The following is a 26,627-nucleotide window of genomic DNA, read 5'->3' as shown; positions in this document are numbered from 1 at the left end:
CAAAACCGAGGTGGCGAGTGTAAAAATGATTATTCACTTGTTTTTTATCAGGGATAACCTCATTGCGGCTAAGAATTTTACATAATAGCTCTGCTACAAACGGCGCCACTGCCTCCGTAAAATCGTAAGTTAAAACACTTACCTAGAGCATATATACGTAAAAGTACTGTAAATAGAAATACTTATACATTGCATCTACATGAGAACAACAATAAACTTATCGCGTTTCTTTAAAGCCTGTAACCCTAGCAAAACACTGGTTATGGGTGATGCCACTGACAGACGGTACTACATAGACTTTTCTGATGTACGTGGTTGTAAAATAGTAGAGGAATTACAACGTACAATAGTCCGTATTTCTCCGGATGATCCAACATGTCAGCTATTTACGGGTCATATTGGCTGTGGAAAATCAACAGAGTTACAACGGTTGAAAACTGAACTGGAAATGTCGGGTTTTCATGTAGTTTATTTTGAATCAAGCCAAGATTTAGACATGGCGGATATCGATGTCAGCGATATATTGCTTAGTATTGCCCGTCAGGTAGGCGCCAGTTTAGAAGCAGTTGGGATCAAAACGAAACCAGGATACTTCAGCAACCTGTTCAAAGAAATCGGTGAATTCTTGCAAACTCCGCTAGAAATTTCCACAGAAGCAGAATTTTCAATTGGAATTGCAAAAATTAGCGCCAAGACAAAAGATAGTCCACAGATGCGCTCCCAATTGCGGCAATATCTTGAACCTCGTACAAATAGCATATTGCAAGCAATCAACGACGAATTATTAGACCGAGCTAACGAGCAACTTAAAATGCGAGGTCAAAATGGATTGGTTGTAATAGTTGATAACTTAGACCGAGTTGACATGCGACCAATGCCATCGGGACGTTCGCAACCCGAATATTTATTTATCGACCGAGGTGAACAACTGCGGCGCCTGAAATGTCATGTTGTGTACACAATTCCATTAGCGCTGATTTTCTCAAACGAATACGAAACCCTGAAAAACCGTTTGGGTGGTGGGGTGGCGCCAAAAGTACTGCCAATGGTGTTAGTAAGACAGCGTTCAGGCAGTGATTACGAGCCAGGAATGTCCTTATTACGTCAGCTTGTGTTAGCGCGAGCATTCCCCGAAATTGCCTGGAACGCTCGTGAAAACTTAGTTACAGAATTATTTGAGGCGCCTGAAACTTTGGATAGGTTGTGCCGTGTGAGTGGAGGTCATATTCGTAATCTTTTAGGATTGCTTTATAGCTGTTTACAACGTCAAGACCCTCCATTCTCACCTGATTGTTTAGAGTCTGTAATCAAAGATTATCGCGACGATTTACTGCTAGCGATAAACGAAGAAGAATGGGAATTACTCTACGAAGTAGTTAATCAGCAAAGCCTTAAAGGCGAATCTGAATATCAAAGACTATTGCGAAGCATGTTTGTTTTTGAATACCGCGATGCCACAGGACGTTGGTTTGGTATCAGTCCAGCACTAGCTGAAACCGAAAAAGTACAAGCGTGGCAAAGACAAATTGTAGAGACGCGACATGTCGCGTCTTTGGAATTGTAGCGGAGGAGACCGAACATATTCGGTCTCTACATTCCTAAGTATTTTTACTGTATTTAATGCGTTCGGAAGAGAAAGCCTTCTAAAGACTCCGTAATTACACAGTATCCATTCCAACGCCTACAATGCCAAAATCTAGTTTCCGCGTTTTGGTGAACATAATTCTTTTTAGCCCGGTTTTAGTTTTATGACAGAGTGGCAGTTCACGGCTGCAATCGCCAATGCGAATCATCGTTCATTACAACGTCTAATTCGAGCGGTTGCGCTTTCTAAAGGTCAATTTGCCCTAATATTAGTCCGATGCAACTACGGACAATTACGTACATCAGTTTTAGAAAACTTACGCACACTAACTAAAGACATTTACTTACGTGAGCTAGAGCTTTCTGCTTTGACAACCGCAAATTTACACAACACAATAATTTCAGATTTATATTTAGATATTCCTGCTGTTGCTGGTGATGCTTTACCCGAAGCTTTAATGGTGTTTGGGCTTGAATCGGTTGTCAAAATTGATGATTTACTTACTGGGTTAAACCAAGCACGCGATATTTATGCTGATACTTTTCCTTTTCCTTTGGTGTTATGGCTTAAAGATGAAGTAGCTACTCAATTGTCACGACTTGCACCTGACTTTAAAAGTTGGGCAGCAACCACGATTAAGTTTGAAATGACAAAGGAGGAGTTAATAGCTTTAATCCGTAAAAATACTGAATTTTTATTTAATTATATTCTTAATAGTACGGATGAAAGCCACAGCCTTGATAAAGTTTCATCCCTGGATAGTTCAAAAGAAATCGAAACCGCACGCGAAGACTTACTCCGCATATACAATATTCAACTTGAACCAGAACTGAACCGCTGTTTAGAATTTGTTTCAGGATATAACGCTTATATTAATGACCAAGTTGAAGAAGCGCTATCTCATTACCAGCACTCTTTGGCTCTTTGGGACGATGAAAACCACACTTTCACATTCTCACAGTCTGTTTATAAGGCTATAGTGTTATTCCACCTTGGCTTATGCTATGGGCGAATGGCAGATTTACGTCCGGCATTGAATCGCAGCTACTGGCTTGAAGGAATTGTCTGGTTTAAAAAATCACTTTCAACATTTGAGTCAATTGGGCGCCAAGATAAAGTAGCTCAATTTATACCTCCGCTCTTACAAATGCTGAAGCATATAGAAGCATGGGATGAGTTACATACTTATGCTTCTCAAGCATTAGAGCTATATGCCATCTACCCCGATAAAGCTTCTGAAGCCCAAGCATATGGATTTTTAGCAGTTGTTGCGGCTTCACGGTCAAATTGGCTACAAGCATATGAATTGGCGAATACAGCCCGGACTATTGCAGAAGTTTCTGTAAATGTCTCACGCGCTCAAGAAAGTTGGTATCTTTTATTGTTAGGACGCGCACAACGTCATTTAGGAGAGTGGGAAGAGGCAATAAATAATTTGGAGTGGGCAAAGGTTGTTTGCGAGGTACAGTATGAGCCATCTTTATATTTAGAGATAGTTGAAGAATTACGTTCACTCTACTTTTTTGAGCGTCATAACTATAGTGAAGCTTTCAACCTGAAGCAAGAAAAAGTTCAAGTAGAACATCAGTATGGATTGCGAGCATTTATTGGCGCCACTACGCTGCAACCACAACGTTACAAAGTAAATGGTTCGACAGGGAATGTGGTCGCGTGTACTTCAATTAACCAATCAAGAATTTCTTATATACCCGAAGAAGTAGCACAAGAAATTGCTGCATCTGGAAGAGAAAAAGATATTAATAATTTAATTGGACGTTTAGGGCGTACAGACTGTAAGTTAACTATTGTTCATGGGCCAAGCGGTGTTGGTAAGAGTTCGCTGTTGCGTGCTGGGTTAGTCCCAACTTTAACAGAAAAGGTAATTGGCGACCGCATTGCCATACCAATTGTTTTATCGGTATATAGCGATTGGATTACAGTATTAGGTCGAAATATTAATCAAGCATTAGCGCAAACAGATTTATCGGTATCAATCAAATTTTCAACGTCGATAATACTTGCCAAGCTACGGGAATTAGCAGAACGTAATTATACAGTTGTTTTAATTTTTGACCAATTAGAAGAATTCTTTTTCGCTGTTCGTGAGCAAAGTCAAAGAATTCATTTTTATAAATTTGTTAGTCAGTGTCTAAATGTTCCTTTTGTCAAGATTATTTTTTCGCTTCGTGAAGATTATTTACATTATTTATTAGAGTTTGAGCGTCTGTGTAACGAAAACAACCGTAACACATACGATTTAGGGGTAATTAATAAAAATATATTAGATAAAGACATTCGTTATTATTTAGGGAATTTCTCAGTTCAGGATGCTATTGGCGTTATTGATATTTTGACTTCTCGCTCACACTATGAACTAAGTAATGATTTAATTAATCAGTTAGTTCAAGATTTAGCGACAGAAGTTGAGCAAGTTCACCCGATTGAATTGCAAATAGTTGGCGCCCAACTTCAAGCCGAAAAAATTAAAACTCTCGAAGAGTATAAAGAATCTGGTGGTTCATCGAAGTTAGTAGAACGTTGGTTGACGGAGGTTATTAAAGACTGTGGTCGAGAAAACGAGCAGCTAACTTGGAAATTATTATTTGAACTAACCGATGAAAAAGGTACGCGACCACTCAGAACTAAAATTGAGCTTGCAGTTGCGTTAACCAAAAGTGCTGAGACGTTATTTAATTTAGATTCTGATTGGGAGTTAATACTCGATATTTTAGTCGGCAGTGGTTTAGTACTGCGAATGCGTGAAGAATCTGGCGACCGCTACCAGCTTGTTCATGATTATTTAGTTGAGCCTATTCGTCAAAAAAATAACTACGGCATTGTTGCTGAACTTGAAAAGGTCAGATTTGAAAAAACTCGTGCTGAAGTTGCTCAAAAACTCAGTCAAGAACAACTGACTTTAGTACTTCAAAGACGCTTACGCGAAGCAAGAGTGGCTGGTGTGGCACTGTTGTTTTGTACTGCCTCAATTGGTGGTTTATGGTGGCAAGCAGACCTTCAAAAGCGTGCGGCTGTTCTAAATCGCGTGCGTGCCGAACGTAGCGAAGATAACTTACGAATAAGTGCAATTACTGCTGCAAGCGAAGCTTTGTTTGCTTCTTCCAAGGAATTTGATGCTTTGATTGAGAGTTTACGAGCTTGGCGAAAACTTAAACAATCGAATGGAGTTCAAGGTGATACTTCTTCGCGTGTAGTCACAGCATTACAGCAAGCAGTGTATGGAGTTAAAGAAATCAACCGTCTGGAAGGGCATACAGATGTTCTTTGGGGTGTTACTTATAGTCCAGATGGTAAATTAATTGCTTCGGGTAGTACTGACCGGATGGTCAAAATTTGGCGCCCAGATGGTACGCTAGTTCAAACTCTTGATGGACATGACTTTGCTGTTACTAGTATTGCTTTTAGTCCCGATGGGAAAACATTAGCATCTGCCAGCTTAGACAATACTGTAAAGCTGTGGCGCCAAAAAGAAAACGGCGAATTTGAAACACGACCATATAAATCATTAGATGGACATTCGCAAGGTATTTACAGCGTTAACTTTAGCCCTGACGGTGAGTTAATAGCGACAGGTAGCGCAGATAGTACAATCAAAATTTGGCGTTCTAATGGTGAGTTAGTAAGAATTTTACGTGGACATACAGCAGAAATTAACTGGGTAACATTTAGCCCGAATGGTCAATTAATAGCTTCTGCGAGTCAAGACAAAACAGTCAAAATTTGGAACAGAGATGGAAGTTTAGTAACAACACTGCCAGAAAATTCTATAGGTGTAACATCCGTAGCATTTAGTCCAGATAGTCAATACTTAGTATTAGGAAATCGTACAGGCGCCGTGCAGCTTTGGCGTAAAGTAGGTAATAATGCACAACGTCCATTTGATTATCGGTTAGAAAAAACACTACGTAATCACACTGCCACAGTTTGGAATCTGAGCTTTAGTCCAAACAGTAAATATTTAGCATCTGCTGGAGATGATAATGCAATTAATATGTGGAGTATTGACGGTCGGTTAGTCGAAACATTTAAAGGTCACAACGATGCTGTTTCTAGTATTGCTTTTAGCCCAGACGGAAAAACACTCGCATCTGCCAGTTGGGACAAAAGTATAAAGTTATGGAATTTAGCATCAACTTCATTACCAGTTCTAAAGAACCATGAAGGTGGAGTTACAAGTGTTGTTTGGAGTCGGAACGGTGAGATGTTAGCATCGGCAAGTCGAGATAACACCGTTAAGCTATGGAAACATAATAAAAAGGATGGAATTTCTAGCACAAGCCTCGACAAAACCTTAGTTGGACATTCAGACTTAGTTCAAAGCGTCAGTTTTGACCCAGTTGGAAAATTTGTTGTGACTGGAAGTCATGATAAAACCGCTAAAATTTGGAATTTAAATGGGTCATTAGTTAAAACTTTAACGGGACATCTTGATAAAGTTAGAAGCGTAGTTTGGAGTCCGGATGGAGAATTTATAGCATCAGCGAGTCAAGATAAAACCATTAAACTGTGGAACCGTGACGGCAAAAACGTCAAAACGATATCTGGACATAATGGTTGGGTAAATAATGTCGCTTGGAGTCCGGATGGAAAAATTCTTGCCTCAGCTAGTGATGATAAAACCGTCAAACTTTGGCGCCGAGACGGTACATTATTAAAAACCCTTACCTCACACGATAGCTGGGTTTTAGGCACAAGCTTTAGTCCTACCGATAAAATAATCGCATCAGCTGGTTGGGATAACACAGTCAAATTATGGGATTGGAATGGTAAATTACTCAAAACCTTGCTTAGAGGTTATAGCGATAGCGTCAACTCAGTAACCTTTAGTCCCAACGGAGAAGTTTTAGCAGCAGCAGGTTGGGATAGCACAGTAAAACTATGGAGTCGTGAAGGTAAACTCATCAAAACCTTTAATGGACATAATGCACCAGTACTAAGCGCAGCTTGGAGTCCAGACGGTCAAACACTCGCATCTGCAAGCGAAGACAAAACAATTATTTTGTGGAATTTAGATTTAAACGATTTATTAAAACGTGGATGTAGCTGGGTAGGAGATTATCTCAAGTACAACCGTAACGTTGATGCACGTGACCGTAATCTTTGTGAAGGTGTCAAGTAGATTTTAGATTACGGATTTTGGATTTTGGATTGAATTTAAAATCTAAAATCCAAAATCTAAAACCTAAAATGGCATTATTTGTCTTCTTCCTCCTGTTCTAAGAACTTGAGAAAAGCTTGTAACTTCATGCGTTCGATATAGGGCCAACCTCCCTCAGATTCGATTTCCCGTAATAGAGCGTAAAGCGCTTGACGATTTTCTGGTAAATTCGCTTGAAAAGGACCCTCGCGGATTTCACGGTGTAAAGATTCTAATTGACGTAGTAACGCCAAAAGTTGGATAGTATCCCCTTGACAAACCGTTACAGCATCGTGTACCGCTACATTAATAGCTTGAAGTTTGTAGGATAACATTACTGACTCAAAATTATTACTAGTACTCATATGGTTATCCACTTTAGCCGAGTTCTAGCTTCTTGCCACAGAAAAATTCGTCATAAACAAACCCCGTTTCCACGCAAAATCGTTATTTTTATTACAAGATTGAACAAAGAAACCGGGTTTCGTAGAAGTTACCCGGTTTCTTAACTCATAGTATGAAGATTTGTAAACAGGCTTTAAGGCGCCAGTCAGTAAGGATTCTCTACGATTAAACATTAACGAATGTATGAAACACTTCCAAGTGCAGCCATAATTTTGTAAAATCCTTAACAAATGAGAATTTAATATTTTCTCTTTAGCCGTGTAGCAAAGCGCTGGTGAAAAACTGGCGCCGTGTTGCAAGACGTTTATTAATTTTTGACATTGAGGTTGACAATGAGGTATCGCGGTTTAATAGTTACATTCTTAGCATTATGCTTAGGCTTTATAACTGCTTGTAGTGATGGTCCTGCGTCTGCTAGTACAGGCACTCTAACCTACGAACAGATTCGAGGCACTGGTTTAGCAAATAAATGCCCCCAATTAAGCGAAACTAGTCGAGGTTCTATTCCCATTGATAAGAGCCAGTCTTACGTCCTCAAAGAACTGTGCTTGGAACCGACTAATTACTTTGTAAAAGAAGAACCAACTAATAAACGTCAACAAGCTGAATTTATTACAGGTAAACTAGTGACTCGTAAAACTTCATCACTCGACCAAATTCAGGGTGACGTAAACGTGAATCCTGATGGTAGTTTGACCTTTATAGAAAAAGACGGGTTTGATTTCCAAGCAACCACAGTTAAATTACCTGGTGGCGAACTCATTCCGTTCCTTTTTACAGTAAAAGGATTAGTTGCTACAACCCAGCCTAATTTGACCAGTATTAACACCTCCACTGACTTTGAAGGTTCGTTCCGCGTTCCTTCTTACCGTGGCGCCACCTTCCTTGACCCTAAAGGTCGTGGTGTTGCTAGTGGTTACGATAACGCCGTTGCATTACCTGCACGCTCAGATGCTGAAGAACTAACTCGTGAAAACGTTAAGCGCGCGCAAGTTCTCGAAGGAAACGTTTCTTTATCTGTTGCAAAAATCAATAGCAATAGCGGTGAAATTGCTGGTACCTTTGAGAGCATACAGCCTTCTGACACCGATTTAGGTTCTGGCGACCCTAAAGAAGTTAAGATTCGCGGCATATTCTACGGTCGCATTGAGCCAAAAGCTTAAATAATTCATAGTATTGTGGCACAGGCATCCAAGAGCCTGTGATTTTATTTCAGGCGCCTGTGCTTTATGGTCAGGCGCCTGTTGTTTTGGGGACACAGTTCGTATGCCTGTTGCACAAGAGAGCATAAATACTCAATTATTTTGTGAAGAAATAATATATTTGTGTGAATTCAACTTAAAGTCGGTATCAACAAATTCTCACAAACTCAGTATTTCTCTTGATAAAAAATTTTTAATATTAGAAACGTTTATTGATTATTATCGGTTTACATACAGATGCTTTTCTCAGGCATCCACAGCACAAATTAAGTACTATCTCGGTTCCTGTTTCAGTAACAAATTTTATATCTTGGCGCTATGTACTTCTTCAATCTATAGCTGTCGAAGTCTACTAATAAATGTGCAACACAAGTTTTGATGTTGTTTGATAAACCAAATAATGAACGCGGTGCCAATGCCTACCTTAGTTACAACAAACTCCAACGAACTGAAGCAAGAAGTCTGGCAGTTGTTGCGCTCCTATCAGCGAGACAAAAGTGCTGACATTCGTAATCAACTGGTAAAACTGAACTTTGGACTAGTCAGAAGAGAAGCTCACTACTGGATTAATCAGTGCCAAGAAAGCTACGAGGATTTGCTCCAAGTAGGTTGTTTAGGGTTAATTCGTGCGATTGAAAGGTTTGAAATATCTAAAGGTCATGCTTTTAGTTCATTTGCAATTCCTTATATTCGCGGTGAAATTCAGCACTATTTACGTGACAAAGGTGTTACGGTTAGAATTCCCCGTCGCTGGCTAGCTATTCAGCAGCAAGCAATAGGAGTGTCGCGTTCATTACGTGAGAAGTATAATCGCCAACCAACGGATGCTGAAGTAGCAGCAGCACTCGATATTTCGACTGAAGAATGGCAAGAAATTAAGCTTGCTTGGGCAAATCGGGCGCCTTTAAGTTTAGATGTACCAGTACAAGACGGTGAAGAAGGCGCCGCGAGCTTGGGGGAATTGGTACCCGATAGCAACTACCGCAGTTTTCAACTCGCACAAGAAGACCAAATCCGTTTACAACAAGCACTGCTTCAATTAGAACAGCGGACTCGTGAAGTTCTAGAATTTGTGTTTTTACACGATTTGACGCAGAAAGAAGTTGCAGAACGCATGGGAATTAGTGTTGTTACGGTTTCTCGTCGAGTCAAAAAAGGACTAGATTCGCTGAAAACCTTAATGGGTGTAGAGTAGAGGCGGTGAAAGTTTACCTAATAGTTTAATAAGTATGAGCTAAGTAAATACTAGGTAAACCCGCCTTGCTCTTCAATAAAAATACGTATTATCACTTATATATTAGTGACATTTAGGACTACTGAATTATTCAAAGTTAGGTTATAACGGAATGAGATTTCACCTTAGAAACCTGGTTTCTTATTCTATCTTGTAATAACAACAAAGATTTTACGTAGAAACCAGGTTTCTGTTTCTGGTTGATTTCGATTAAATTTTTTTTCCAATGGCTTTTGACACTAATGGGCAGATATTCAAAAATTGCAGTTGCAGCTATTGCAATTCTTACAATCGCAGGGTGTTCATCAGAGGGAGGGGAACAAGCAGCTGCTCCTACTCCTACAACTGCTGCTACTCCTGCCGCAACTCCAGTTCCAGCATCAACACAATTGGCTCAACCGTTCAGTAACCCAGTTGTACCTGGTAAACCGCAGGTAACAACAGTAGCTACTGTGGCAACACCAAATTTAATTCAACCGACAAACTCAACTCAAAGAGCAATAGATATAACTAGAGGTCGTCCTGACCCATTTGCACAAATTGTTGCTCCTTCAATTCCAATTATGCCAACAACATCGGCGCCAAGCTTTAGAAGAGTGGTACCTGTGTTACCGACATTGCCGGCAAGAGTTTCGAGTGTGTCTGAAAATAATATAAGACGTAGAAGTTCGGTAATTTCAGCAAGAACTCAGCCGCGTATACTTCCAATGAATCGTAGAGTCATCGCGAAACTGCCACCCCCAATGACTCGTGGTTTTACGCCAGTTTTACCCAGAGTAATGCCACAGGTAGTTCCAAATCCTTCACTAGTATCAGTACTTCCACCGACACCACAACCAGAACTAGCGCGAGCAGTTGCTGTTACAGGTGTAGTGCTTGTGGGTAGCGAGCCTCAAGCCATTATCAAAGTACCGAATGAGCCAACCAGTCGCTATGTTCAAGCTGGTGATAGACTTTCTAGTGGACTATTGGTAAAACGAATTGAAATGAACGAAGGCTCAGAGCCAGTAGTAATTTTTGAACAATTTGGCATCGAAGTTGCGAGAATGGTAGGAGAAGGAGCTGCGGCGCCAGCAACAACAGCATCTGCTGACAGCGCACCTCCAGCACCAAACACTGTTCCAACCGGAGCTTCGTAAAAATGCACATCCACAACGTAACGTGTGAAAAAGTTGAATTTGCTGGACTACCTTTAGCGGTGTATCGCGAAATAGCGGCTCATCTACGCCAAGTTGAAGGTATAGAAGTTGAAATAATTACTCAATCTTCTTCTTCATTTGACTACAACCAAAGCCAAGTAGAATGTTTACAACTTCTTTTGGCGCCTGACTTACCAGTTGAAAACAGTAAACTAGTCAAGCAAATCTTGGCTTACTATCAAAATCGTTACGCTTAAATTGTACTTAGAGAGCAAATTCAAATAGGTAAGATGATATCACGTCAAGTTGGGTTGAGTTTGTCTCTGCCCGTTTTTTTTGTTTTTAGCTAAAAATGTAACCTACCATACCGCGCATATTGCGTTGTTTGGGTAAAAACATGATGTTTCAATAAAAACAACAGAATATGTGATGCAATTAGTAATAGAGCAAGGTAAACTGACAAGCAAGGAAATGCAATTATTACTCTTGGCTTTAGGTTTTAACATCACAAACGATGGAACAGTGGCAATTTCTTATACAAAAGCAGGGCGAGCGCGCTTGGCAGCCCTTAGAATCTGCTTATGCAGAAATCGTTGAAGGTCGATATCGGATAGTCGCCAGTTCTGACAGTGTAAATACTGATGTAGAAGTTAGGGTTATTTATCAATCTCCTTCCGAAATACCACCCAGGCGCCGAATTCATAAGCGATTACGTCGTACAAACTCAGAAGGTTTAGCAGCGGTAATGCCTTTTACCGACTTTACCCCTGGAGTATGGGAAGTTCGCTGTTCAGGCGATTTAATGTCTGATATGTTTGGCAACTCATGGCAGCATAATCTTCGTTTACAAGTTTTGCCGCTCATTGCCACAACCGAAATTACTCCTGGTAATAATAATACAGAGGGTTACGTTGTATCTAACCTTCCTATTCCTCCTGCTCCCCCTAGTTTTCTAAGAGTAGATGTAGAAAATACGAACACGGATTATACGGATTATACAGGTGATACGGATGATACGGATGAGATAAATAATACGGGTGAGATAAATAATACGGATGAGATAGATAATACGGATGAGATAAATAATACGGGTGACACGGGTGAGATAGATAATACGGATGAGATAGAGAATATAGATAATATAGATGTAATTGTTGATGAACCTGTTGGCTTAAGTATAAACAGTCTTGCTTTGTCAATTCGTAACAGCGAAATAGAAGCAATTGTAGACCAACCTGTTAACCCGGTATGGGTGAGAGGTGATACAGCAGAACAAATATTGCAAAACTTAATTGAGCTAGCACTTCCAAATAGCAATTCTTTATTGGAGGAAGAAAATTCTGAGTCTTCGCAGTTAGAACAACCGTTACCATTGGTTTTGCGTCTTGATGAACAAAGTTATGTAGCGCAATGGGGACGTTCTTTAACTATACGTGGACGAGTCAAGTTACGAGATGATGATTCATCACATAAAGATGATACCTCTGATTTTGAAAGTGTTGGCGCCGGAGAGTTGCGTGTTGAGTTACGTTCTCCTCTTGGGTTAGAAGTTTTAGTACAGCAACAAAAATCAATAGGAGAAAGACTATTACCTTTTGGTTTTGATTTCTCTGTAGAAATTCCTGCTAGTTGTGAGTCTAAGTTAATTTTGGCGGATATTTATTTATATGGCGCCTTGTCAAGTGTGGGAGATGCAATATTACTAGCAAGCCAGTCTTTTATTGTTACAGCAGATGTTAGCGAGTTATTAGCCTCTGTCGCAACTGCGAAACCTAGCGAACCTGATATGCTAGATGTGGCACAACCACAGCTAACTCCAGAACCTGAAAAGACAGTATCAATAGATTTAGAACTTTTCAATTTGGCAAAAACAGCCAAAGGACAATTTACTCCGTTAGTTACACAACCATCTCCCAAACGCGCTCTACCTCTACGTGTCGATGATTACAAACCAAAACGCGAGGAAGTAGAAACATGGAGATTATCTGACTCCTCTAGTTATGGTGCATTAGCATCTAGTATTGCTAGTTCTACTTTTCCGTTTCTGAGAAAAAGACAATTACCCATTGAAGACTCTTCAGCAAGTAACATCCTTGTTGAAGAGTGTCTTGAACAAGATAATTTAGAAGTACAAAATATAGAGCTAGAAAATATTGAACTGAGAAATATAGAGCTAGAAAATATAGAGCATGAGACTCTAGACAGTAAGACTGACACAATGGAGGTAAATGTTGATGTTCCAGAAACAACGAACCATGCTATTACAGATAATGCCGCTGTAAGTAATCAACACCATAATTATACAGAACAAAACTCGGAGCCATTACGAACATCGACTTTTTCATATAACGCTGAAATGGCAAATAGACCTTATGTATCTCCGTTAATTAAAAAATGGATGCAAAGTCAAGGTTACTCTACATCTGAAAATATTAATTTAGAGTATCAAAATTATCCTGCTTCGATGGCGCCTCAAAATGTGTCCGATCTGATTAGTACACAAAACGGTACAGAAAACCAAAGGGAGGATGAAAATAGTAATATCTCTCAAGAGCGTTTAGAAGGCGCCTTATATACACAAAGCATAATATATATTGAGGCAGATACACGTATACAGTCTGTACAGGAAGTTCCAGAAAAAACAGAAGAAATCAAAACAGCATCTACTTGGATAGCGCAGGAAATAGTAGTTGATGATATAGAAGAAGGTGGTGATAATACTCAATTAGATTTAGACGAAACTTTGGCGCCAGAAGCATCAGTAGCAGAAATGTTATCTTCTTTACCATTCAATCTTGAAGACATTGAAATATTACCAGTACCTCAAATAAATGTACCAGGCAAAGAGTTAGTTTCTGGTAATACGATTCGAGTCAGAATCTTATTAAAAGAAATACGTCCGAATACGTGTATAAAATTATGGGTAGAAGACTGTCAAACAAGATGGTTATTGGAAGGGCCACACATATTAACAGACTTGCTACCAAATTCGTTTGAGTCAGGAATGGAAGTAATAACCGAATTAAATATTCCATTTGGCTGCGTAGAAATACGTATAGAAGCCGTATCATTAGACATAAGAACGCAGTTGGAAAGCGATAAAGCGAGTGTTCAACGTACAGTTGTTCCACCCGACTTGCCAGTTTTGCAGTTTGATGAGCTATTAGGGATTTAGGTGTAGAGATGCGATGTTCCTCGCGTCTCGTAATCCGGAGGATTTCCCGAAGGGATTAATCGCATCTCTACATATGTTAAAAATCTTGAGAATTTGTAAAAAATTGCTTGGAATTGCAGTAAGCTCTAAGGGAATTCGTAGTTTAGTTTAACAGGACTATTTACTATGTCAGCATCTTTTTTGCCTGCTATCTTGGTTCCCTTAACATGTCTTATCTTTCCTGCTATGACTATAGTTTTTATAATGCTATACGCAGAAAACCAGGATATGGCTAGGGACATTAAGGAATAGTTACATGTAGCACACGTAGGTTGGTGTCGAGGAACTTCGTACCCCAACATAGCAATTCAAATTGAAACCACCTACTCTCAACAAGTAGGTGGTTTTTGTTTTTATATAATCGGTTCTTATTAGATTACATCGAAGAACCAAGACCAGCGTAGGCGCCGTAAAAGAAAATGCCTACAACAGTAATTACTCCTAACCCTGCGACTGTAGCGACAATCCACAGTGGTATTCTCCCACCTCCAGACACAACTTTCTCCTCCCTTCACAAAATAGAATAATTAACATTATCATCACTGGGAAATTTATATACACCAGTGATGGAAACAAAATCAAAAGTTACTTAGTTAAAGAAGTAACTAGAGAATAGAATTCCCAAAACGAAAACGAGCAATAGTCCGAGGTATAAAGAAGTTCGGTTTAGCTCAACGGGTTGATTATTTGGATTTGGTGAACGATCCATAATATCCTTGTATCCTTAAGTTCTAATCGTTGAATCCTATCGTTGGATGAATTGCATTGATGCGATAGCACCTAAAAAGAAAACGGTGGGTACAGCTAGAGTGTGAACTGCCAGCCAGCGAACCGTAAAAATAGGATACTGAATTGGTTGGTTTATGTTATTACCGCTAGTCATAGTTTGATACTACTTGCCAATATATTTTTCTACTTGTTGTTTTGCTTCAAAACGGTTGTTAACGATTGGTACTTCAGGTCGCGATTGAGTAAAGTACTCATCTGGACGGGGAGTACCAAAAACATCATACGCGAGTCCGGTGCTAACAAATAGCCAACCAGCAATAAACAGTGCTGGAATGGTGATGCTGTGAATTACCCAGTAACGAACGCTGGTTATTATGTCCGAAAACGGACGCTCTCCAGTGGTACCTGACATTGGCTCTCCTACATGAATCTGAAACATTTAAAACCCTCTGCTAAGAGTTTCTCACATTTAGCAGCGGATATTACCCCATCTATTTTGAGACGAAGTAAAAGTTAAACTAGCAGCGCGCGACATCATGTAGCGCATATCCTACTTGTTTATTATCCTACAAAGTTTAGAAAGAGTTACAAGTCGCAACGTTTTTCTCATAAAAAAATTTACATCCCGTAGAGACGCGATGGATGTTCCTCGCGTCTCTACATTATTATGCGGCAGGCGCCAATTTGGTGTTAGATGCGATATCAGGTTGATACTTAAGTAAGTAACCACCACGGTCTCCTAGTACAAACCCTTGGTCTTGTGAGAAGAAAACGACTTTAAACAAGTTAGCGGGTACTTGTTCGACATCACGGTCTTTTTCCCAGGTTTTACCACCATCGGCACTGCGTAGCAAGTTACCGCTACCACCAGTAACCCAAATTTCATCGGGTGTACGATATGCCATGTCGAGTAAACCCCAACTGGTAGAAAATTCTGGATATTGAGCTTCGAGCCATTCTTCTGGTTTTTCTGGGTCAGAAAATTGAAGTTGACCACCACGCGCTATCATCCACATCTTTCCATCTGAGGTAAAGCCCATGTTTTCGACGCGACGTGAACTGTTACGGTTGTGAGGAACCCATGCGTTTAGTCCAGGTTCCCAAGTTGAGTAAAAATTACCTTTCGCGGATACTGCTACGTATTTGCCATCTGGTGAACGCTTCATGTTACGTACAAAACCAACAGCTTCAGCAACTTGAGCTTTCCAGTTTTTACCACCATCTGAAGTTTGATAAATACCGCCTACATTGGTCGCCATTTCCGCTTTATTATCACCTAATGCCACAACACTAACAGGGGCGCCTGGTAATTTTTCACTAAGGGGAATTTGCGACCATGAGCGACCTTCATCAGTTGTGTGTAGCATCAAAGCTGGCTCTCCAACTATCCAGCCTTCTTTACCAGAAAAGCTGACGGAAGTCAAACGATAATTTTCGCTATCGAGTTGAAGGGGAACTTCTTTCCAAGTGTTACCACCATCTTTAGTTTCTAAAACAGCAGAATTACTACCTACTATAAAACCATGTTGTTTATCTGAGGTAAAACCGACATCGAGTAGTTTTGCATCCGTGGGCACAGATATTACCGACCAAGGATTGTATGCTGTGTTAGGAACGCTGCTACAACCAACGCAAATCAAAATCACTACAGCCGTCGTCAATATTCGCCGCCAAAATCTAGCAATTAAAAGCATTAGTATTTTTGAATGTATTTCGTTAATGTTCAAATTAAAACGTCCGTAGAGACATGATTAATCACGTCTCTACATGTGTTATTGCAAGCCATACAGGCTCATAAAAAGTAAAAAGGCTGCTGCTAGACCACCAAAAATCAGAAGGTTCTTTTGCGTTGGGGTTAGTGTATTCACGCCTAAGCCAAAACCAAGGTTTTCTTTGAAACCTGATGCACTACCCGCAGGGCCAATATTGACAAAAGCTGCTTTCTTGGCGCCGCAAACAGGACAACGCCAAATTAAAGGTAGTTCATCAAAAGGTCTTCCAGGAGGGATATCACGTTTATCGTCTCCTTTTTCAGGTTCGTAAACGTAACCGCAGGAACGACATTCGTAGCGGTCTAACTCGGTAGTTTCAGCACTTTCAGCACTTTCAGCACTTTCATCAACGTCTGGCGTTGTGTCAACTACTGGTTCATTTTCGTGTTCGCTCATAGCCCCAGATGCCTGGTATTTTACAGGCGAATCTTAAATATACGTTACAAATTATGACACAAGTGTTAGATTTTTCTATCACAACCAAAAACGAATCAAATTACCTAACTATATGTTTTGTCAGATTCAAAAAAGCTAAGACGATATAATGTATGTAAATTAAGGTAACAAAGTTCGTTTCATTCTCTCACGGTAGAAATATATTGTGTTTGTCCTTAGCGGTTACGAGTACCTTCTAGGCTTCCTGCTTGTCTGTAGCCTAGTTCCAGCCCTAGCTCTCAGTGCGTCTAAGCTTTTGCGACCCAGTGGGCGCAACCCCGAACGACGCACAACTTACGAATCTGGTATGGAACCGATTGGTGGCGCCTGGATTCAGTTCAACATCCGCTACTACATGTTTGCGCTTGTTTTCGTGGTCTTCGATGTGGAGACAGTATTTTTGTATCCTTGGGCGGTAGCATTTCACCGTCTAGGGTTGTTAGCGTTTATAGAAGCGCTTATTTTTATAGCGATTCTTGTAGTTGCCCTAGTATACGCATGGCGTAAAGGAGCTTTGGAATGGTCTTAGATGCTAATGCGGCAAAAGAGATAACAACTCAACAAACTGAGCGTATCTTAAACCCAATTCAGCGCACGACGGTAACCTCTGACCTGTCGGAAAATGTTATCTTAACAACCGTTGACGACTTATATAACTGGGCAAGACTTTCGAGTCTATGGCCTTTGCTGTTTGGAACAGCTTGCTGCTTTATTGAATTTGCAGCTCTAATTGGTTCGAGATTTGACTTCGACCGTTTTGGTCTTATTCCTCGTTCTAGCCCACGTCAAGCTGATTTAATTATTACTGCTGGTACCATCACCATGAAGATGGCGCCTCAGTTGGTGCGTTTGTACGAGCAAATGCCCGAACCAAAGTATGTAATTGCAATGGGCGCCTGTACAATTACAGGTGGAATGTTCAGTGTTGACTCACCCAGTGCAGTACGTGGAGTAGATAAATTAATTCCTGTGGACGTATATTTACCAGGGTGTCCTCCTCGTCCAGAAGCTATTATCGACGCGATTATTAAGCTACGTAAGAAGATTGCTAACGACTCAATGCAAGAACGTGGTGTTGTAATCAAGCAAACACACCGCTACTACAGCACAACTCACAACATGAAGTCCGTTCCACAAATTCTCACTGGCAAGTACATTCAGTCAGAAGCACGTTATACACCACCGAAGGAATTAACCGAAGGTATGGGTATGGCGGTACCACCAGCGTTGCTAACATCACAAACACAAAAGGAGGCAACCGACCGTGGCTGATGAATCACAACCAGTAGTAGCATCCGAGAAAGCTTTAGTACAAGCTGGTAAGGTTGCTCAATGGCTCACAGAAAATGGGTTTGATAACGAGTCATTGGCGCCTGACAGTGCTGGAGTAGAGATAATTAAAATCGAAGCAGATTATCTTTTACCAACTGCAACCGCTTTATATGCATATGGGTTTAACTATCTTCAATGTCAATGTGGCATTGATATGGGCCCCGGACAGGAATTAGTCAGCATGTACCATTTAGCAAAAATGGCTGATAATGTTGACAAACCCGAAGAAGTGCGTATTAAAGTTTTCTTGCCGCGCGAAAATCCTAGAGTCGCATCTGTGTACTGGATTTGGAGAACTGCCGACTGGCAAGAGCGCGAATCTTACGATATGTACGGCATCGTTTACGAAGGACATCCTAATTTAAAGCGCATTTTAATGCCCGAAGATTGGGTTGGTTTCCCCCTACGTAAAGATTACATCTCACCCGATTTTTACGAACTCCAAGACGCTTATTAATTAGTGCTGAGTGCTGAGTGCTGAGTATTGAGTGCTGAGTATAAGAAATAAGATTCCCGACTTCGTTAGAGTTGTCGGGAATTTAATTTTTTTCTACCACAAAGACACAAAGGAAGAGAGTGTTTGTCTTGTGGAACGGGCATCCTTGCCCGTCCTTTCAAACAAATTATAATCACATTAGCTTATATCTAAAGATATGCTTTTTAAACTTTCACGACTTATTTATTTTACAAGTGCAGCTAGTATATGTATAACTAATATTTGTTTTAATTCCTCAAAGCTATTAGCACAAACCAATAATCAAAATAATCCTCAACTAGGATGTCTCTCCGGTTATCCAGATGGCACATTTCGAGGAGATAGGGCAATGACTCGTTATGAGTTTGCCGCTGCATTAGCTGCTTGTTTAAATCAAGTAGAACAAAATATTCCAAATCAAACAAATGGTTTGGCGCCAAAGTCGGATTTGGAAAATTTAGTACAGCGACAACAGAAATTAAATCAAGAACTTCAAGAGCTTAATAATAGAGTTAAGGACTAGGTGTTACTTTTTTGACGTTAACTAGGTTTAATTTTGGATTACCGTTAGTGTCAACTTGATAAGTTAATAGTACATTGGCTTCATACCCATTTAGTGCTTTAGGGATATAGGTAATTATAGGAATTTGAAATCTGTTGTTTGTCAGTTTGAAAGATTTGGAAGAAGTATCTAAACTGAAAATTAGTTTTTCTTTATTTTTTTGAAAAGCGGCGCCGTCATTTTTGGCTAAATAAGTGCGTGTATCTTTTACTAGCTGGTCGAATATACCAACTTGAACGCCACTAGTATTTACCAAAGACACATTTCGTGGTTGCCATTTTCCGTTATGCACAACTAATACTAATTTAGAATTAGGCGCCCATGCTGCTGTTATTCCACCATGATTTTGATTAGGGAAGGTTTTAGAGTATTTAAGCTTGGTAATAACTTTATTCGTTTTGGTATCAACTAAATAGTTTTCGACTTTCTCAAAATCATCTTTTTCGTCAAGTTCTGGAGAATTACTTTTTCTACCCGGAATTCCCCATGCTATAGCATACCGTTTGTTTGGAGAGTTGGTATCGAATATTTGATATTTGATTGAATTTGCTTGTGATACGCGCGCGCTTTGTGGTGGCGCCGTTTCTGCTTGAGTTGGTTTATAATTTACTAGTCCAGACAGCGCAAACAATAAGACACTGACAGCAGCCTTGTGTATCAATTGAGACATATAAGATTAGTTGCTAGTATGGATATTATATGACTACACAGGCAAAATTGATTTTACGTACTGAAAAGCAGCAAAACTCTATACTCTACATACACCAATCTTTTCGGTTCTTCCGGAATTAGCGTGCTAAATTTTAATCACAGTCGATAACTTTCCTTTAAAATCAAGCCTTACAGTCGCTTATAGTCGTACATTTTAGTTAGAATGCAGTATTGTAATCAAAAATTGGCTGTAATAAAAGCCTAGTAAGAATTTCAAGCTTATTTTTAAGTAATTTAGCACGCTAATTACGGAAGAGCCAAAATCACAACAGGTTAATATTACTGCTTCGGAAATTAAAAGCATTATTTCTGAATAGGAACAAGGTGCTGCTGAGAATAAAGATAATGAAAATCAAGAAGATATATAATTAAACTTTATCTATATTGAATTTATGGATTGTTACTATAAATGTGATGGAGACGGGGCGGGTTTATTAGGTTGACGCTTCGTTATGGGTTATTGGTTAACCCGCCCCTACGGTAATCGTATGATTTGATTGTTGGGTTGATTATCGTATAATTTGATTATGGCGTTGATTAATGTGTCTGGTTCTATGGGTTTGGATAAATGCATTTGAAAACCTGATTTTATCGCTTGATGTTGGTCTTCTTCTCCTGCGTAGGCAGTTAGGGCAATTGCTTTTGGTGGAGTGTTTTTTTGGAGTGTGGATGTTTGAAGTTGACGTATTAGTTCGTAACCGTCCATTTCTGGCATTCCTATGTCGCTTATTAATAAATCGTAGTTTGATTGTGATAGTAGTTGTAGTGCTTGCGATGCTTGATATGTGGATGTGACTTTGGCGCCGTTTTGTTCTAGTGTAAAGGCTAGGTATTCGAGTGAGTCTATTTCATCATCGACGACGAGAATGTTTAAACCTGATAAAATTGAGCCTGTAACGTAGGATACTGAGTCAAAAAATGCTTCTTTCGTGATTTGTTGCTTTAATGGTAATTTTACTGTAAATGTGGCGCCGTTTCCTTCTCCTAAACTATCAGCACTAATGGTTCCACCGTGTAGTTCGACTATTTGCTTTGCAATTGCTAGTCCTAAACCTAAACCTCCAAATTTGCGTGTTGTTGAACTATCTTCTTGATAAAAATATTCAAACACGTAAGGTAAAAATTTTAGATTGATTCCTTTTCCTGTATCACTAACTGTAAAACAAACTTCTTGATTCCTGTTTAGTGTGGATAACCCAATTTTTATCTGTCCATTCTGCGGTGTAAATTTTACGGCATTTGTTAATAAATTCCATACTACTTGCTGTAATCTTGTAGCATCGCCCATTACCTGTATGGTAGAAGAAGGTAAATCAAGTTGTAAGTCTATTGATTTGGCATCAACTGCTAAACGCACTGTATCAATAGCTGAATAAATTACATTGTTGAAATTCACAGGCGCCGTTTCAAGGGTAAGCTTGCCTTGTAAAATACATGAAATATCAAGTAAATCTTCGATTAATTGGGTTTGTAGTTGAGTGTTACGTTCGATAACATCAAGCGCTTTTTGAGTACGAGTAGCATCACATTTACCAGTCTTGAGAAGTTTTACCCAACCAAGAATCGGATTTAGTGGTGTTCTGAGTTCGTGCGATAATACAGCTAAAAATTCATCTTTAACACGATTTGCTCTTTCAGCTTCTTCACGTGCTGCTTTTTCTCGCTGCAATAATTGCTCCCGTTCTTGCTCGGCAATTTTGCGTTCGGTTATATCTCTGGCAGAAGAATAAATTAATCCTTCGTCAATTATTGGATTTCCACCCCAAGATAACCATTTATATGAACCATCTTTACAGCGATAACGATTCTCAAGACTTTTTGTAGGCGCCCCACCAGATATAAGTTTATGATATTCGGTAATCGTTAGTGCGCGGTCATCATGGTGGATCAATTCGATAAAAGGTTGAGCGAGTAATTCCGCTTCGGTGTAACCTAGTGCATTTACAAAAGCAGGATTAACACGTTTTAAATATCCATCAAGTCCAGCAATACATAATAAATCAAGTGAGAGCATAAAAAAACGGTCACGTTCCTGTTGTGTATGCTCAAGTTCGCGTCTTTCTTGCGCTTCGTGTAAAGCTCTATTAATAGAAGGTACTAATCTTCCTATACGCTGTTTAAATATATAGTCAGTGGCGCCGAGTTTTATTGCTTCGATTGCCATTTCTTCGCATATCATCCCAGAAACTAGAATAAACGGTATATTTGGCATTCGTGTGCGCGCTACTTTTAAAGCATCAAGCCCATTAAAATCAGTTAAGTAATAATCAGCAAGAATTAGGTCAAAAGAATCACTTTCAATCGCTGACAAAAAAGCACCATAGGTATCGACTAGTACTAAATCGTGTTCAATACTAAGTTTTTTCAAGGTCAATTCTAGAAGTTTGACATCAATGGGATTATCTTCTAGCACTAGAAAGCGTAATTTGTTCATAACTGACCTTCTTGTGTAGCTAGCCAGTTTGAGCATTTATTAAATGAATTGTCTTGAATTGCCCACAACATTTACTTTCTAGCCACGAGTACCTCTAGCGTTGAGTTTAAGGGAAAGAAATAGCTTTGTCGTCCTACTTGCGGCAGAAGACAAAGGTGTTAACGTTATATTGATTTACTCATTTGAGCAAAATGTTCTAGAAGTGAGCGATGCACAAAAATGTACCCACCACCAACTTTTTGTAAAAAAATGCGTTCTGTAGCATAGTCGAGAAAACGCGCATAATTCCAAGGAATATGACCGTTAAAATATAAAATACAGCGTAATATAAAGTGTTTTATGCAAGCTTCACCACCACCTGCGGCAACTCCAAACAATAATCCAAAGGCGCCCCAAATTGCAGTTCGTACTTGCAGTAATGCTATACTAGTAAAACCCAGTAACCCTAATCCGATTAAACCAAAAATAATTGCATTTTTTGCTGACTGCCAAATTCCCTGATTAGGATACGTCAATGTTTGGATACTGGGACTTGTTAATCCACGAGTTAGTACAAAAATTATTCCTAAACTTAATCCAAATACTGCACCTTGCAACCATTTTTCTTCATTGATTTGCGTAATTAAAGCATATAAGTTAGATGGTGTACTTATTAGCTCCGCAGTTAGTTTTAGCATCACACCAAAAATGGGACTTAATATGAGTCCTACAGCTAAATGCTTTCTCACGTTTTTCCAAGACCAATTAAGATTTTCAGCAGGATGAATTTTGCCAAAGCCAAAAATTTTCCAAAAAAACAGTTTTGTAAATATGAGTACAAGTACTACTCTTTGAATAGGTAAAATTAGCATTCCTACAGGTGTAGCGATAAATAGAAAAACTAGTACAAGACCACTTATATAAAGAGGTTGCCACTTCCCTAACCAGTTGGGTTGCATTCTTTCAATGAAAAATACTGTCTGTGATTGCTTTTTAAGTTTTTTTGCTAGCCAAATTAGCGAGTGTGTTGCTTGTTTTTGTGAATATTGATGACTAATGCTTCTGCGAGAAAACATTCTTTGAATATACTTATCAAATAAATGCTGGCGCCGTTCTTCCAAGTTCATGTGTGGTAAGTCTGTAACCGATAAATCTTGATAAGCCAAAGTCATAATACTTAGCATCAAGGGAGACTTGGCTAATTCTTGCATTATCATGTCAGCTTGCAGAGTTTTATATAATGCTTGGAGAGGTAAACCAGCGTTATGTAAATATTGGTGTATTTGTTCTAAAGTTAGTGGTTGTATAAAGACTGCACCTTGAAAGCGCAAGCGATGGGGTAACGCTTCATAATCTTTGATGCGACTACAAACAACAATTTGAGTTTCACCGTATTCTTGGCTAAATTTATTAATCGCAGTCACACAAGCATCTCGAAGTTCGGTGCCAACTTCGTCTAACCCATCTAAAAGTAATAATAACTGTTGATTTTTAACCCAAGCTCTACCAATTTCTTTAGAAACCTGATATTTAGTATTAAGTTCTTGTACTAACCATTCAGCAATTGGTATCCTTTCATTTGCCCAAGCCGAAAGGTTAAATACTACTGGAATTGGCTGCAAAATATCGTACTCAGCTTGCGCTATTAAATCGCGCGCTAATTCTAAAAGTGTAATTGTTTTTCCGGCGCCGGGTTCACCTAAAATTAATAACGAACACCCGGCGCCCATTTGTTGAAATAAATTCAATATTTTAGTATTACTTGGTAAAGGTTGCCGAGCAAGTTCAGGAGTTTCCCATAGCATACCCCAAGGACGGTCTAAAGCATCGAAGCGGTTTTCTAAACCCAATTCAATTAATACGACTCCATGTAAAGAAGTTTCTAAAACGCCTTTTATCCAATAGTTTTTGACTTTATTGAGTAATATTTGTCGATGACGGTATTCTTCTCTGCTGTATGAAATTAGTTCTGCTGGACTTTTTGAACTATATCCAGAAAGCGGAGTCGTTTCAATATCAGCTATATCAATTATTTTATTAGGTGATGGCGCCAAAAAGTCTTGAGGTTGCAAGTCTGTCAACATTGCTTTGGCATTATTATAACGCTCACTAGGATGCGAATTAGTAGCTTTAGTTAAAACTGCTGCCAAATGATTACTAATATCAACATCTTGGCGCCATTCCTGTATATCATAAGGATGTTTACCAGTAAGTAGAAAAATTGCCGTCATCCCTAAGCTATAAATATCACTAGAATATACAGGTTGACCTGCTGCTTGCTCAGGTGGCATAAAACCCTGAGTCCCCACAACAATACTACGAGGTTCACCTTCATCATTCAACGCAGTATTCATTACTTCCTTAGCAATACCAAAATCAATTAAAACAGGTTTACTATCTTTTTGGCGCCAGATAATATTACTAGGTTTAATATCTCGGTGAATAATACCGTGTTTATGAATATAATCTAATACTGGTAATAAACTCACCAACAACTGAGTAACAAAAGTTTCACTCAACACACCTTGGTGCTGATGCTGTAACTTTTGGCTTAAAGTTAAACCCTCTACCCACTCCTGAACCAAATAAAAATATTCTTCCTCAGCAAAATAAGCATACAGCTTAGGTATTTGCTCGTTACCTTCACCCAACTGTTCTAAAATAGCAGCTTCTCGATTAAAGCGTTGTTGTATAACATCATAAGCTTTAGGATTATTCGTAACTGGTTGAAGTCGCTTAACAACACAAATACGACGCGAAGGCAAATAAGTATCCTCCGCTAGAAAGGTTTCGCCAAACCCACCCTTTCCTAACGCGCGTATAATTTGATATCGATTGTTCAACAATATAGATTTCATTTCCCATACACACTCCAGAATTAAATAACTTGTGGAACAAATATCTTGTGGAATAAATATCTTGTGGAATAAATATCTTGTGGAATAAATATCTTGTGGAATAAATATCTTGTGGAATAAATATCTTGTGGAATGGGCATCCCTGCCCGTTTTATTACAGAGGGCGGGCAAGGATGCCCACCCCACAAGACACAAGACAATAAAATTTTAGATATTTATTTTTATTAATAAGCCCCTAGTTATTAAAATTATCAATATCATACTCATTACTTACAAACATCATTCCAAAGAAATAAGTAAAGAGAATGGTCAGATGTCATGCCCAGGTAGAAGTCACTTTAACTCATCCTTTACATCTAGTCGCCTATAATATTCTTCCGTTTCTACATCAGGCTTATAGCGTTCTGTCTCTATCTCAAAAAGTACCTCGTCAAAAAGTGGATTATCCTTGTGCATAGCAATTACTTTTTGCCAAAGATTTTCAGATTGAGTAAAATCTATTTCCAAAGTAATTATTTTTGAGTAATAGTAGAAGGACTAGTACTAAAAATAAAGTTCATATTAAGCACTTGCAGCAGACAAAGGACGTATACTACAATTGTAGTATACAGATTAAAACCCTACAACATATGATAGTTAAAACATGGATACGGCGCCATCTTGCATTAAAGCGACCATTTTATTAGGTAAAGCAACCTAGATATACAGGAACGTTTGAAGTACATGTAACCGTTGATGCGACATCAGAAGCAGCACAGGATAAGTTTTGCTGTTTATGTAAAACTTTAGGAGTAAAAAGCGTACTTATCGAGTTACCATTTGGTGTTGTCGCTCTTCAATTGATGACGGCATCATATCATCGCGGTACATTGATTAGCGTCAAGCAAGAAGCATATAAGCTTGCGCGTGAATTTGAGTCTTCGGGTTTTGCGGTCGCGCGTGTCAAAATAGAAGCGATGGTAAATAACCAAGATGTTCCAGTTTCAGATAGACAAGCGCAGGTATTACCTACAACGAATTACTTTGAGTTTCATGTCAAGGTAATATTGGCGCCATCAGATATAGAGATGTTAGCGCAATTATGCCTTCATCACGACGCGCATTTATCAGCGAACGCTTTTAAGTATCAGCAACATGGGCAACAACAGAGATTTATCACCATGCGAATGTATGGTGTAGGTTTACATACTGCTCGGTTGCGTTTTAATACTTTGCTTGCTGAATTAAGAGCAACAAAACTAAAACTTTCTCAACCGCAACAGGAGTATAGCGTCTTCGATAGCAACATTAATCTTGATGCTGGATGGTTTGGAACTTCGTCTAAGGGGGTTAAATACTGTTGTCAAATAACCTAGGTTTTCCTAGGTTCAATCAACTACAATCAGCGAAAAATAAGAGTAAAAATA

At 39.2% G+C, this 26,627-nt stretch carries 24 protein-coding genes; 13 read left to right on the top strand and 11 right to left on the bottom strand.

Annotation, left to right across the window (positions count from 1 at the left end):
- Positions 1 to 199: 199 nt before the first annotated feature.
- Together DSM106972_RS35465 and DSM106972_RS35460 are read left to right on the top strand one after the other, a co-directional pair.
- Positions 200 to 1,564 carry an ATP-binding protein gene (locus tag DSM106972_RS35465; RefSeq protein ID WP_127085102.1) on the top strand — a complete coding sequence of 455 codons (1,365 nt, stop codon included), beginning with the start codon at positions 200 to 202 and terminating at the stop codon, positions 1,562 to 1,564.
- Between the two features lie 184 nt (positions 1,565 to 1,748).
- A complete protein-coding gene (locus DSM106972_RS35460; protein WP_127085101.1) occupies positions 1,749 to 6,722 on the top strand; it encodes a WD40 domain-containing protein in 4,974 nt (1,657 codons plus the stop codon).
- A gap of 74 nt (positions 6,723 to 6,796) precedes the next feature.
- On the opposite strand, the gene DSM106972_RS35455 is transcribed toward DSM106972_RS35460, so the two are convergent.
- Positions 6,797 to 7,105 carry a hypothetical protein gene (locus tag DSM106972_RS35455; protein ID WP_127085100.1) on the bottom strand — a complete coding sequence of 103 codons (309 nt, stop codon included), beginning with the start codon at positions 7,103 to 7,105 and terminating at the stop codon, positions 6,797 to 6,799.
- Between the two features lie 372 nt (positions 7,106 to 7,477).
- Here DSM106972_RS35455 and DSM106972_RS35450 point away from each other — a divergent pair, with 372 nt between their 5' ends.
- The 6 genes from DSM106972_RS35450 to psaI all read left to right on the top strand — a co-directional run bounded on the left by DSM106972_RS35450 (position 7,478) and on the right by psaI (position 14,186).
- Positions 7,478 to 8,308 carry a photosystem II manganese-stabilizing polypeptide gene (locus DSM106972_RS35450; RefSeq protein WP_127085099.1) on the top strand — a complete coding sequence of 277 codons (831 nt, stop codon included), beginning with the start codon at positions 7,478 to 7,480 and terminating at the stop codon, positions 8,306 to 8,308.
- Positions 8,309 to 8,762: 454 nt separating this feature from the next.
- Positions 8,763 to 9,542: an RNA polymerase sigma factor SigF gene (locus DSM106972_RS35445; protein WP_127085098.1), complete on the top strand. Its 780-nt coding sequence runs from the start codon at positions 8,763 to 8,765 to the stop codon at positions 9,540 to 9,542.
- A gap of 281 nt (positions 9,543 to 9,823) precedes the next feature.
- Positions 9,824 to 10,720 carry a hypothetical protein gene (locus DSM106972_RS35440; RefSeq protein WP_127085097.1) on the top strand — a complete coding sequence of 299 codons (897 nt, stop codon included), beginning with the start codon at positions 9,824 to 9,826 and terminating at the stop codon, positions 10,718 to 10,720.
- Between the two features lie 2 nt (positions 10,721 to 10,722).
- On the top strand, positions 10,723 to 10,977 hold the full coding sequence (locus DSM106972_RS35435) for a hypothetical protein (RefSeq protein WP_127085096.1): 255 nt from the start codon (positions 10,723 to 10,725) through the stop codon (positions 10,975 to 10,977).
- Between the two features lie 257 nt (positions 10,978 to 11,234).
- A complete protein-coding gene (locus DSM106972_RS35430) occupies positions 11,235 to 13,895 on the top strand; it encodes a hypothetical protein (RefSeq protein WP_127085095.1) in 2,661 nt (886 codons plus the stop codon).
- A 165-nt stretch (positions 13,896 to 14,060) separates the two neighbouring features.
- Entirely contained in the window at positions 14,061 to 14,186 is a 126-nt protein-coding gene (gene psaI / locus DSM106972_RS35425) for a photosystem I reaction center subunit VIII (RefSeq protein WP_127085094.1), read from the top strand.
- Between the two features lie 124 nt (positions 14,187 to 14,310).
- Here psaI and DSM106972_RS35420 read toward each other — a convergent pair whose 3' ends face one another.
- From DSM106972_RS35420 to DSM106972_RS35395, 6 genes are all read right to left on the bottom strand, one after another.
- A complete protein-coding gene (locus DSM106972_RS35420; protein ID WP_073623187.1) occupies positions 14,311 to 14,430 on the bottom strand; it encodes a photosystem II reaction center protein J in 120 nt (39 codons plus the stop codon).
- A gap of 93 nt (positions 14,431 to 14,523) precedes the next feature.
- Entirely contained in the window at positions 14,524 to 14,643 is a 120-nt protein-coding gene (gene psbL / locus DSM106972_RS35415) for a photosystem II reaction center protein PsbL (RefSeq protein ID WP_172644234.1), read from the bottom strand.
- Between the two features lie 36 nt (positions 14,644 to 14,679).
- A complete protein-coding gene (gene psbF, locus DSM106972_RS35410) occupies positions 14,680 to 14,817 on the bottom strand; it encodes a cytochrome b559 subunit beta (RefSeq protein WP_073623188.1) in 138 nt (45 codons plus the stop codon).
- A 9-nt stretch (positions 14,818 to 14,826) separates the two neighbouring features.
- The gene (gene psbE / locus DSM106972_RS35405; RefSeq protein ID WP_026093495.1) at positions 14,827 to 15,075 is read right to left on the bottom strand and encodes a cytochrome b559 subunit alpha; all 249 of its coding nucleotides are present in this window, start codon (positions 15,073 to 15,075) and stop codon (positions 14,827 to 14,829) included.
- 253 nt (positions 15,076 to 15,328) lie between these two features.
- Positions 15,329 to 16,357, bottom strand: a complete 1,029-nt coding sequence (locus tag DSM106972_RS35400) for a photosynthesis system II assembly factor Ycf48 (protein ID WP_127085093.1) — start codon at positions 16,355 to 16,357, stop codon at positions 15,329 to 15,331.
- Between the two features lie 78 nt (positions 16,358 to 16,435).
- Positions 16,436 to 16,831: a rubredoxin gene (locus tag DSM106972_RS35395; RefSeq protein WP_127085092.1), complete on the bottom strand. Its 396-nt coding sequence runs from the start codon at positions 16,829 to 16,831 to the stop codon at positions 16,436 to 16,438.
- 205 nt (positions 16,832 to 17,036) lie between these two features.
- Here DSM106972_RS35395 and ndhC point away from each other — a divergent pair, with 205 nt between their 5' ends.
- The 4 genes from ndhC to DSM106972_RS35375 all read left to right on the top strand — a co-directional run bounded on the left by ndhC (position 17,037) and on the right by DSM106972_RS35375 (position 19,200).
- Positions 17,037 to 17,399, top strand: a complete 363-nt coding sequence (ndhC, locus tag DSM106972_RS35390; protein WP_026093494.1) for a photosynthetic/respiratory NAD(P)H-quinone oxidoreductase subunit C — start codon at positions 17,037 to 17,039, stop codon at positions 17,397 to 17,399.
- On the top strand, positions 17,390 to 18,142 hold the full coding sequence (gene ndhK / locus DSM106972_RS35385) for a photosynthetic/respiratory NAD(P)H-quinone oxidoreductase subunit K (protein WP_127085091.1): 753 nt from the start codon (positions 17,390 to 17,392) through the stop codon (positions 18,140 to 18,142). The genes ndhC and ndhK overlap by 10 nt, the downstream gene beginning before the upstream one ends.
- The gene (locus tag DSM106972_RS35380; protein ID WP_073623192.1) at positions 18,135 to 18,659 is read left to right on the top strand and encodes an NAD(P)H-quinone oxidoreductase subunit J; all 525 of its coding nucleotides are present in this window, start codon (positions 18,135 to 18,137) and stop codon (positions 18,657 to 18,659) included. The genes ndhK and DSM106972_RS35380 overlap by 8 nt, the downstream gene beginning before the upstream one ends.
- A gap of 196 nt (positions 18,660 to 18,855) precedes the next feature.
- Entirely contained in the window at positions 18,856 to 19,200 is a 345-nt protein-coding gene (locus DSM106972_RS35375; RefSeq protein ID WP_127085090.1) for an S-layer homology domain-containing protein, read from the top strand.
- On the opposite strand, the gene DSM106972_RS35370 is transcribed toward DSM106972_RS35375, so the two are convergent.
- From DSM106972_RS35370 to DSM106972_RS54130, 4 genes are all read right to left on the bottom strand, one after another.
- Positions 19,190 to 19,909, bottom strand: coding sequence for a hypothetical protein (locus DSM106972_RS35370; protein WP_127085089.1), 720 nt, complete (start codon positions 19,907 to 19,909; stop codon positions 19,190 to 19,192). The genes DSM106972_RS35375 and DSM106972_RS35370 overlap by 11 nt on opposite strands.
- A 516-nt stretch (positions 19,910 to 20,425) precedes the next feature.
- Positions 20,426 to 22,384, bottom strand: coding sequence for a hybrid sensor histidine kinase/response regulator (locus DSM106972_RS35365; protein WP_127085088.1), 1,959 nt, complete (start codon positions 22,382 to 22,384; stop codon positions 20,426 to 20,428).
- Between the two features lie 164 nt (positions 22,385 to 22,548).
- Complete coding sequence (locus DSM106972_RS51715) at positions 22,549 to 25,221, bottom strand: protein kinase domain-containing protein (RefSeq protein ID WP_145837738.1); 2,673 nt, start codon at positions 25,219 to 25,221, stop codon at positions 22,549 to 22,551.
- 333 nt (positions 25,222 to 25,554) lie between these two features.
- Positions 25,555 to 25,728 carry a hypothetical protein gene (locus DSM106972_RS54130; RefSeq protein ID WP_186538872.1) on the bottom strand — a complete coding sequence of 58 codons (174 nt, stop codon included), beginning with the start codon at positions 25,726 to 25,728 and terminating at the stop codon, positions 25,555 to 25,557.
- 335 nt (positions 25,729 to 26,063) lie between these two features.
- On the opposite strand from DSM106972_RS54130, the gene DSM106972_RS35355 reads away from it, so the two are divergent.
- Positions 26,064 to 26,576 carry a hypothetical protein gene (locus DSM106972_RS35355; protein WP_127085087.1) on the top strand — a complete coding sequence of 171 codons (513 nt, stop codon included), beginning with the start codon at positions 26,064 to 26,066 and terminating at the stop codon, positions 26,574 to 26,576.
- Positions 26,577 to 26,627 lie beyond the last annotated feature (51 nt).

Origin of the sequence: Dulcicalothrix desertica PCC 7102 (assembly GCF_003991905.1) — a bacterium.
Taxonomy (GTDB): Bacteria; Cyanobacteriota; Cyanobacteriia; order Cyanobacteriales; family Nostocaceae; genus Dulcicalothrix; species Dulcicalothrix desertica.
The sequence above is the reverse complement of the archived record's forward strand: the minus strand, read 5'-3'. Positions and strand labels throughout refer to the sequence as shown.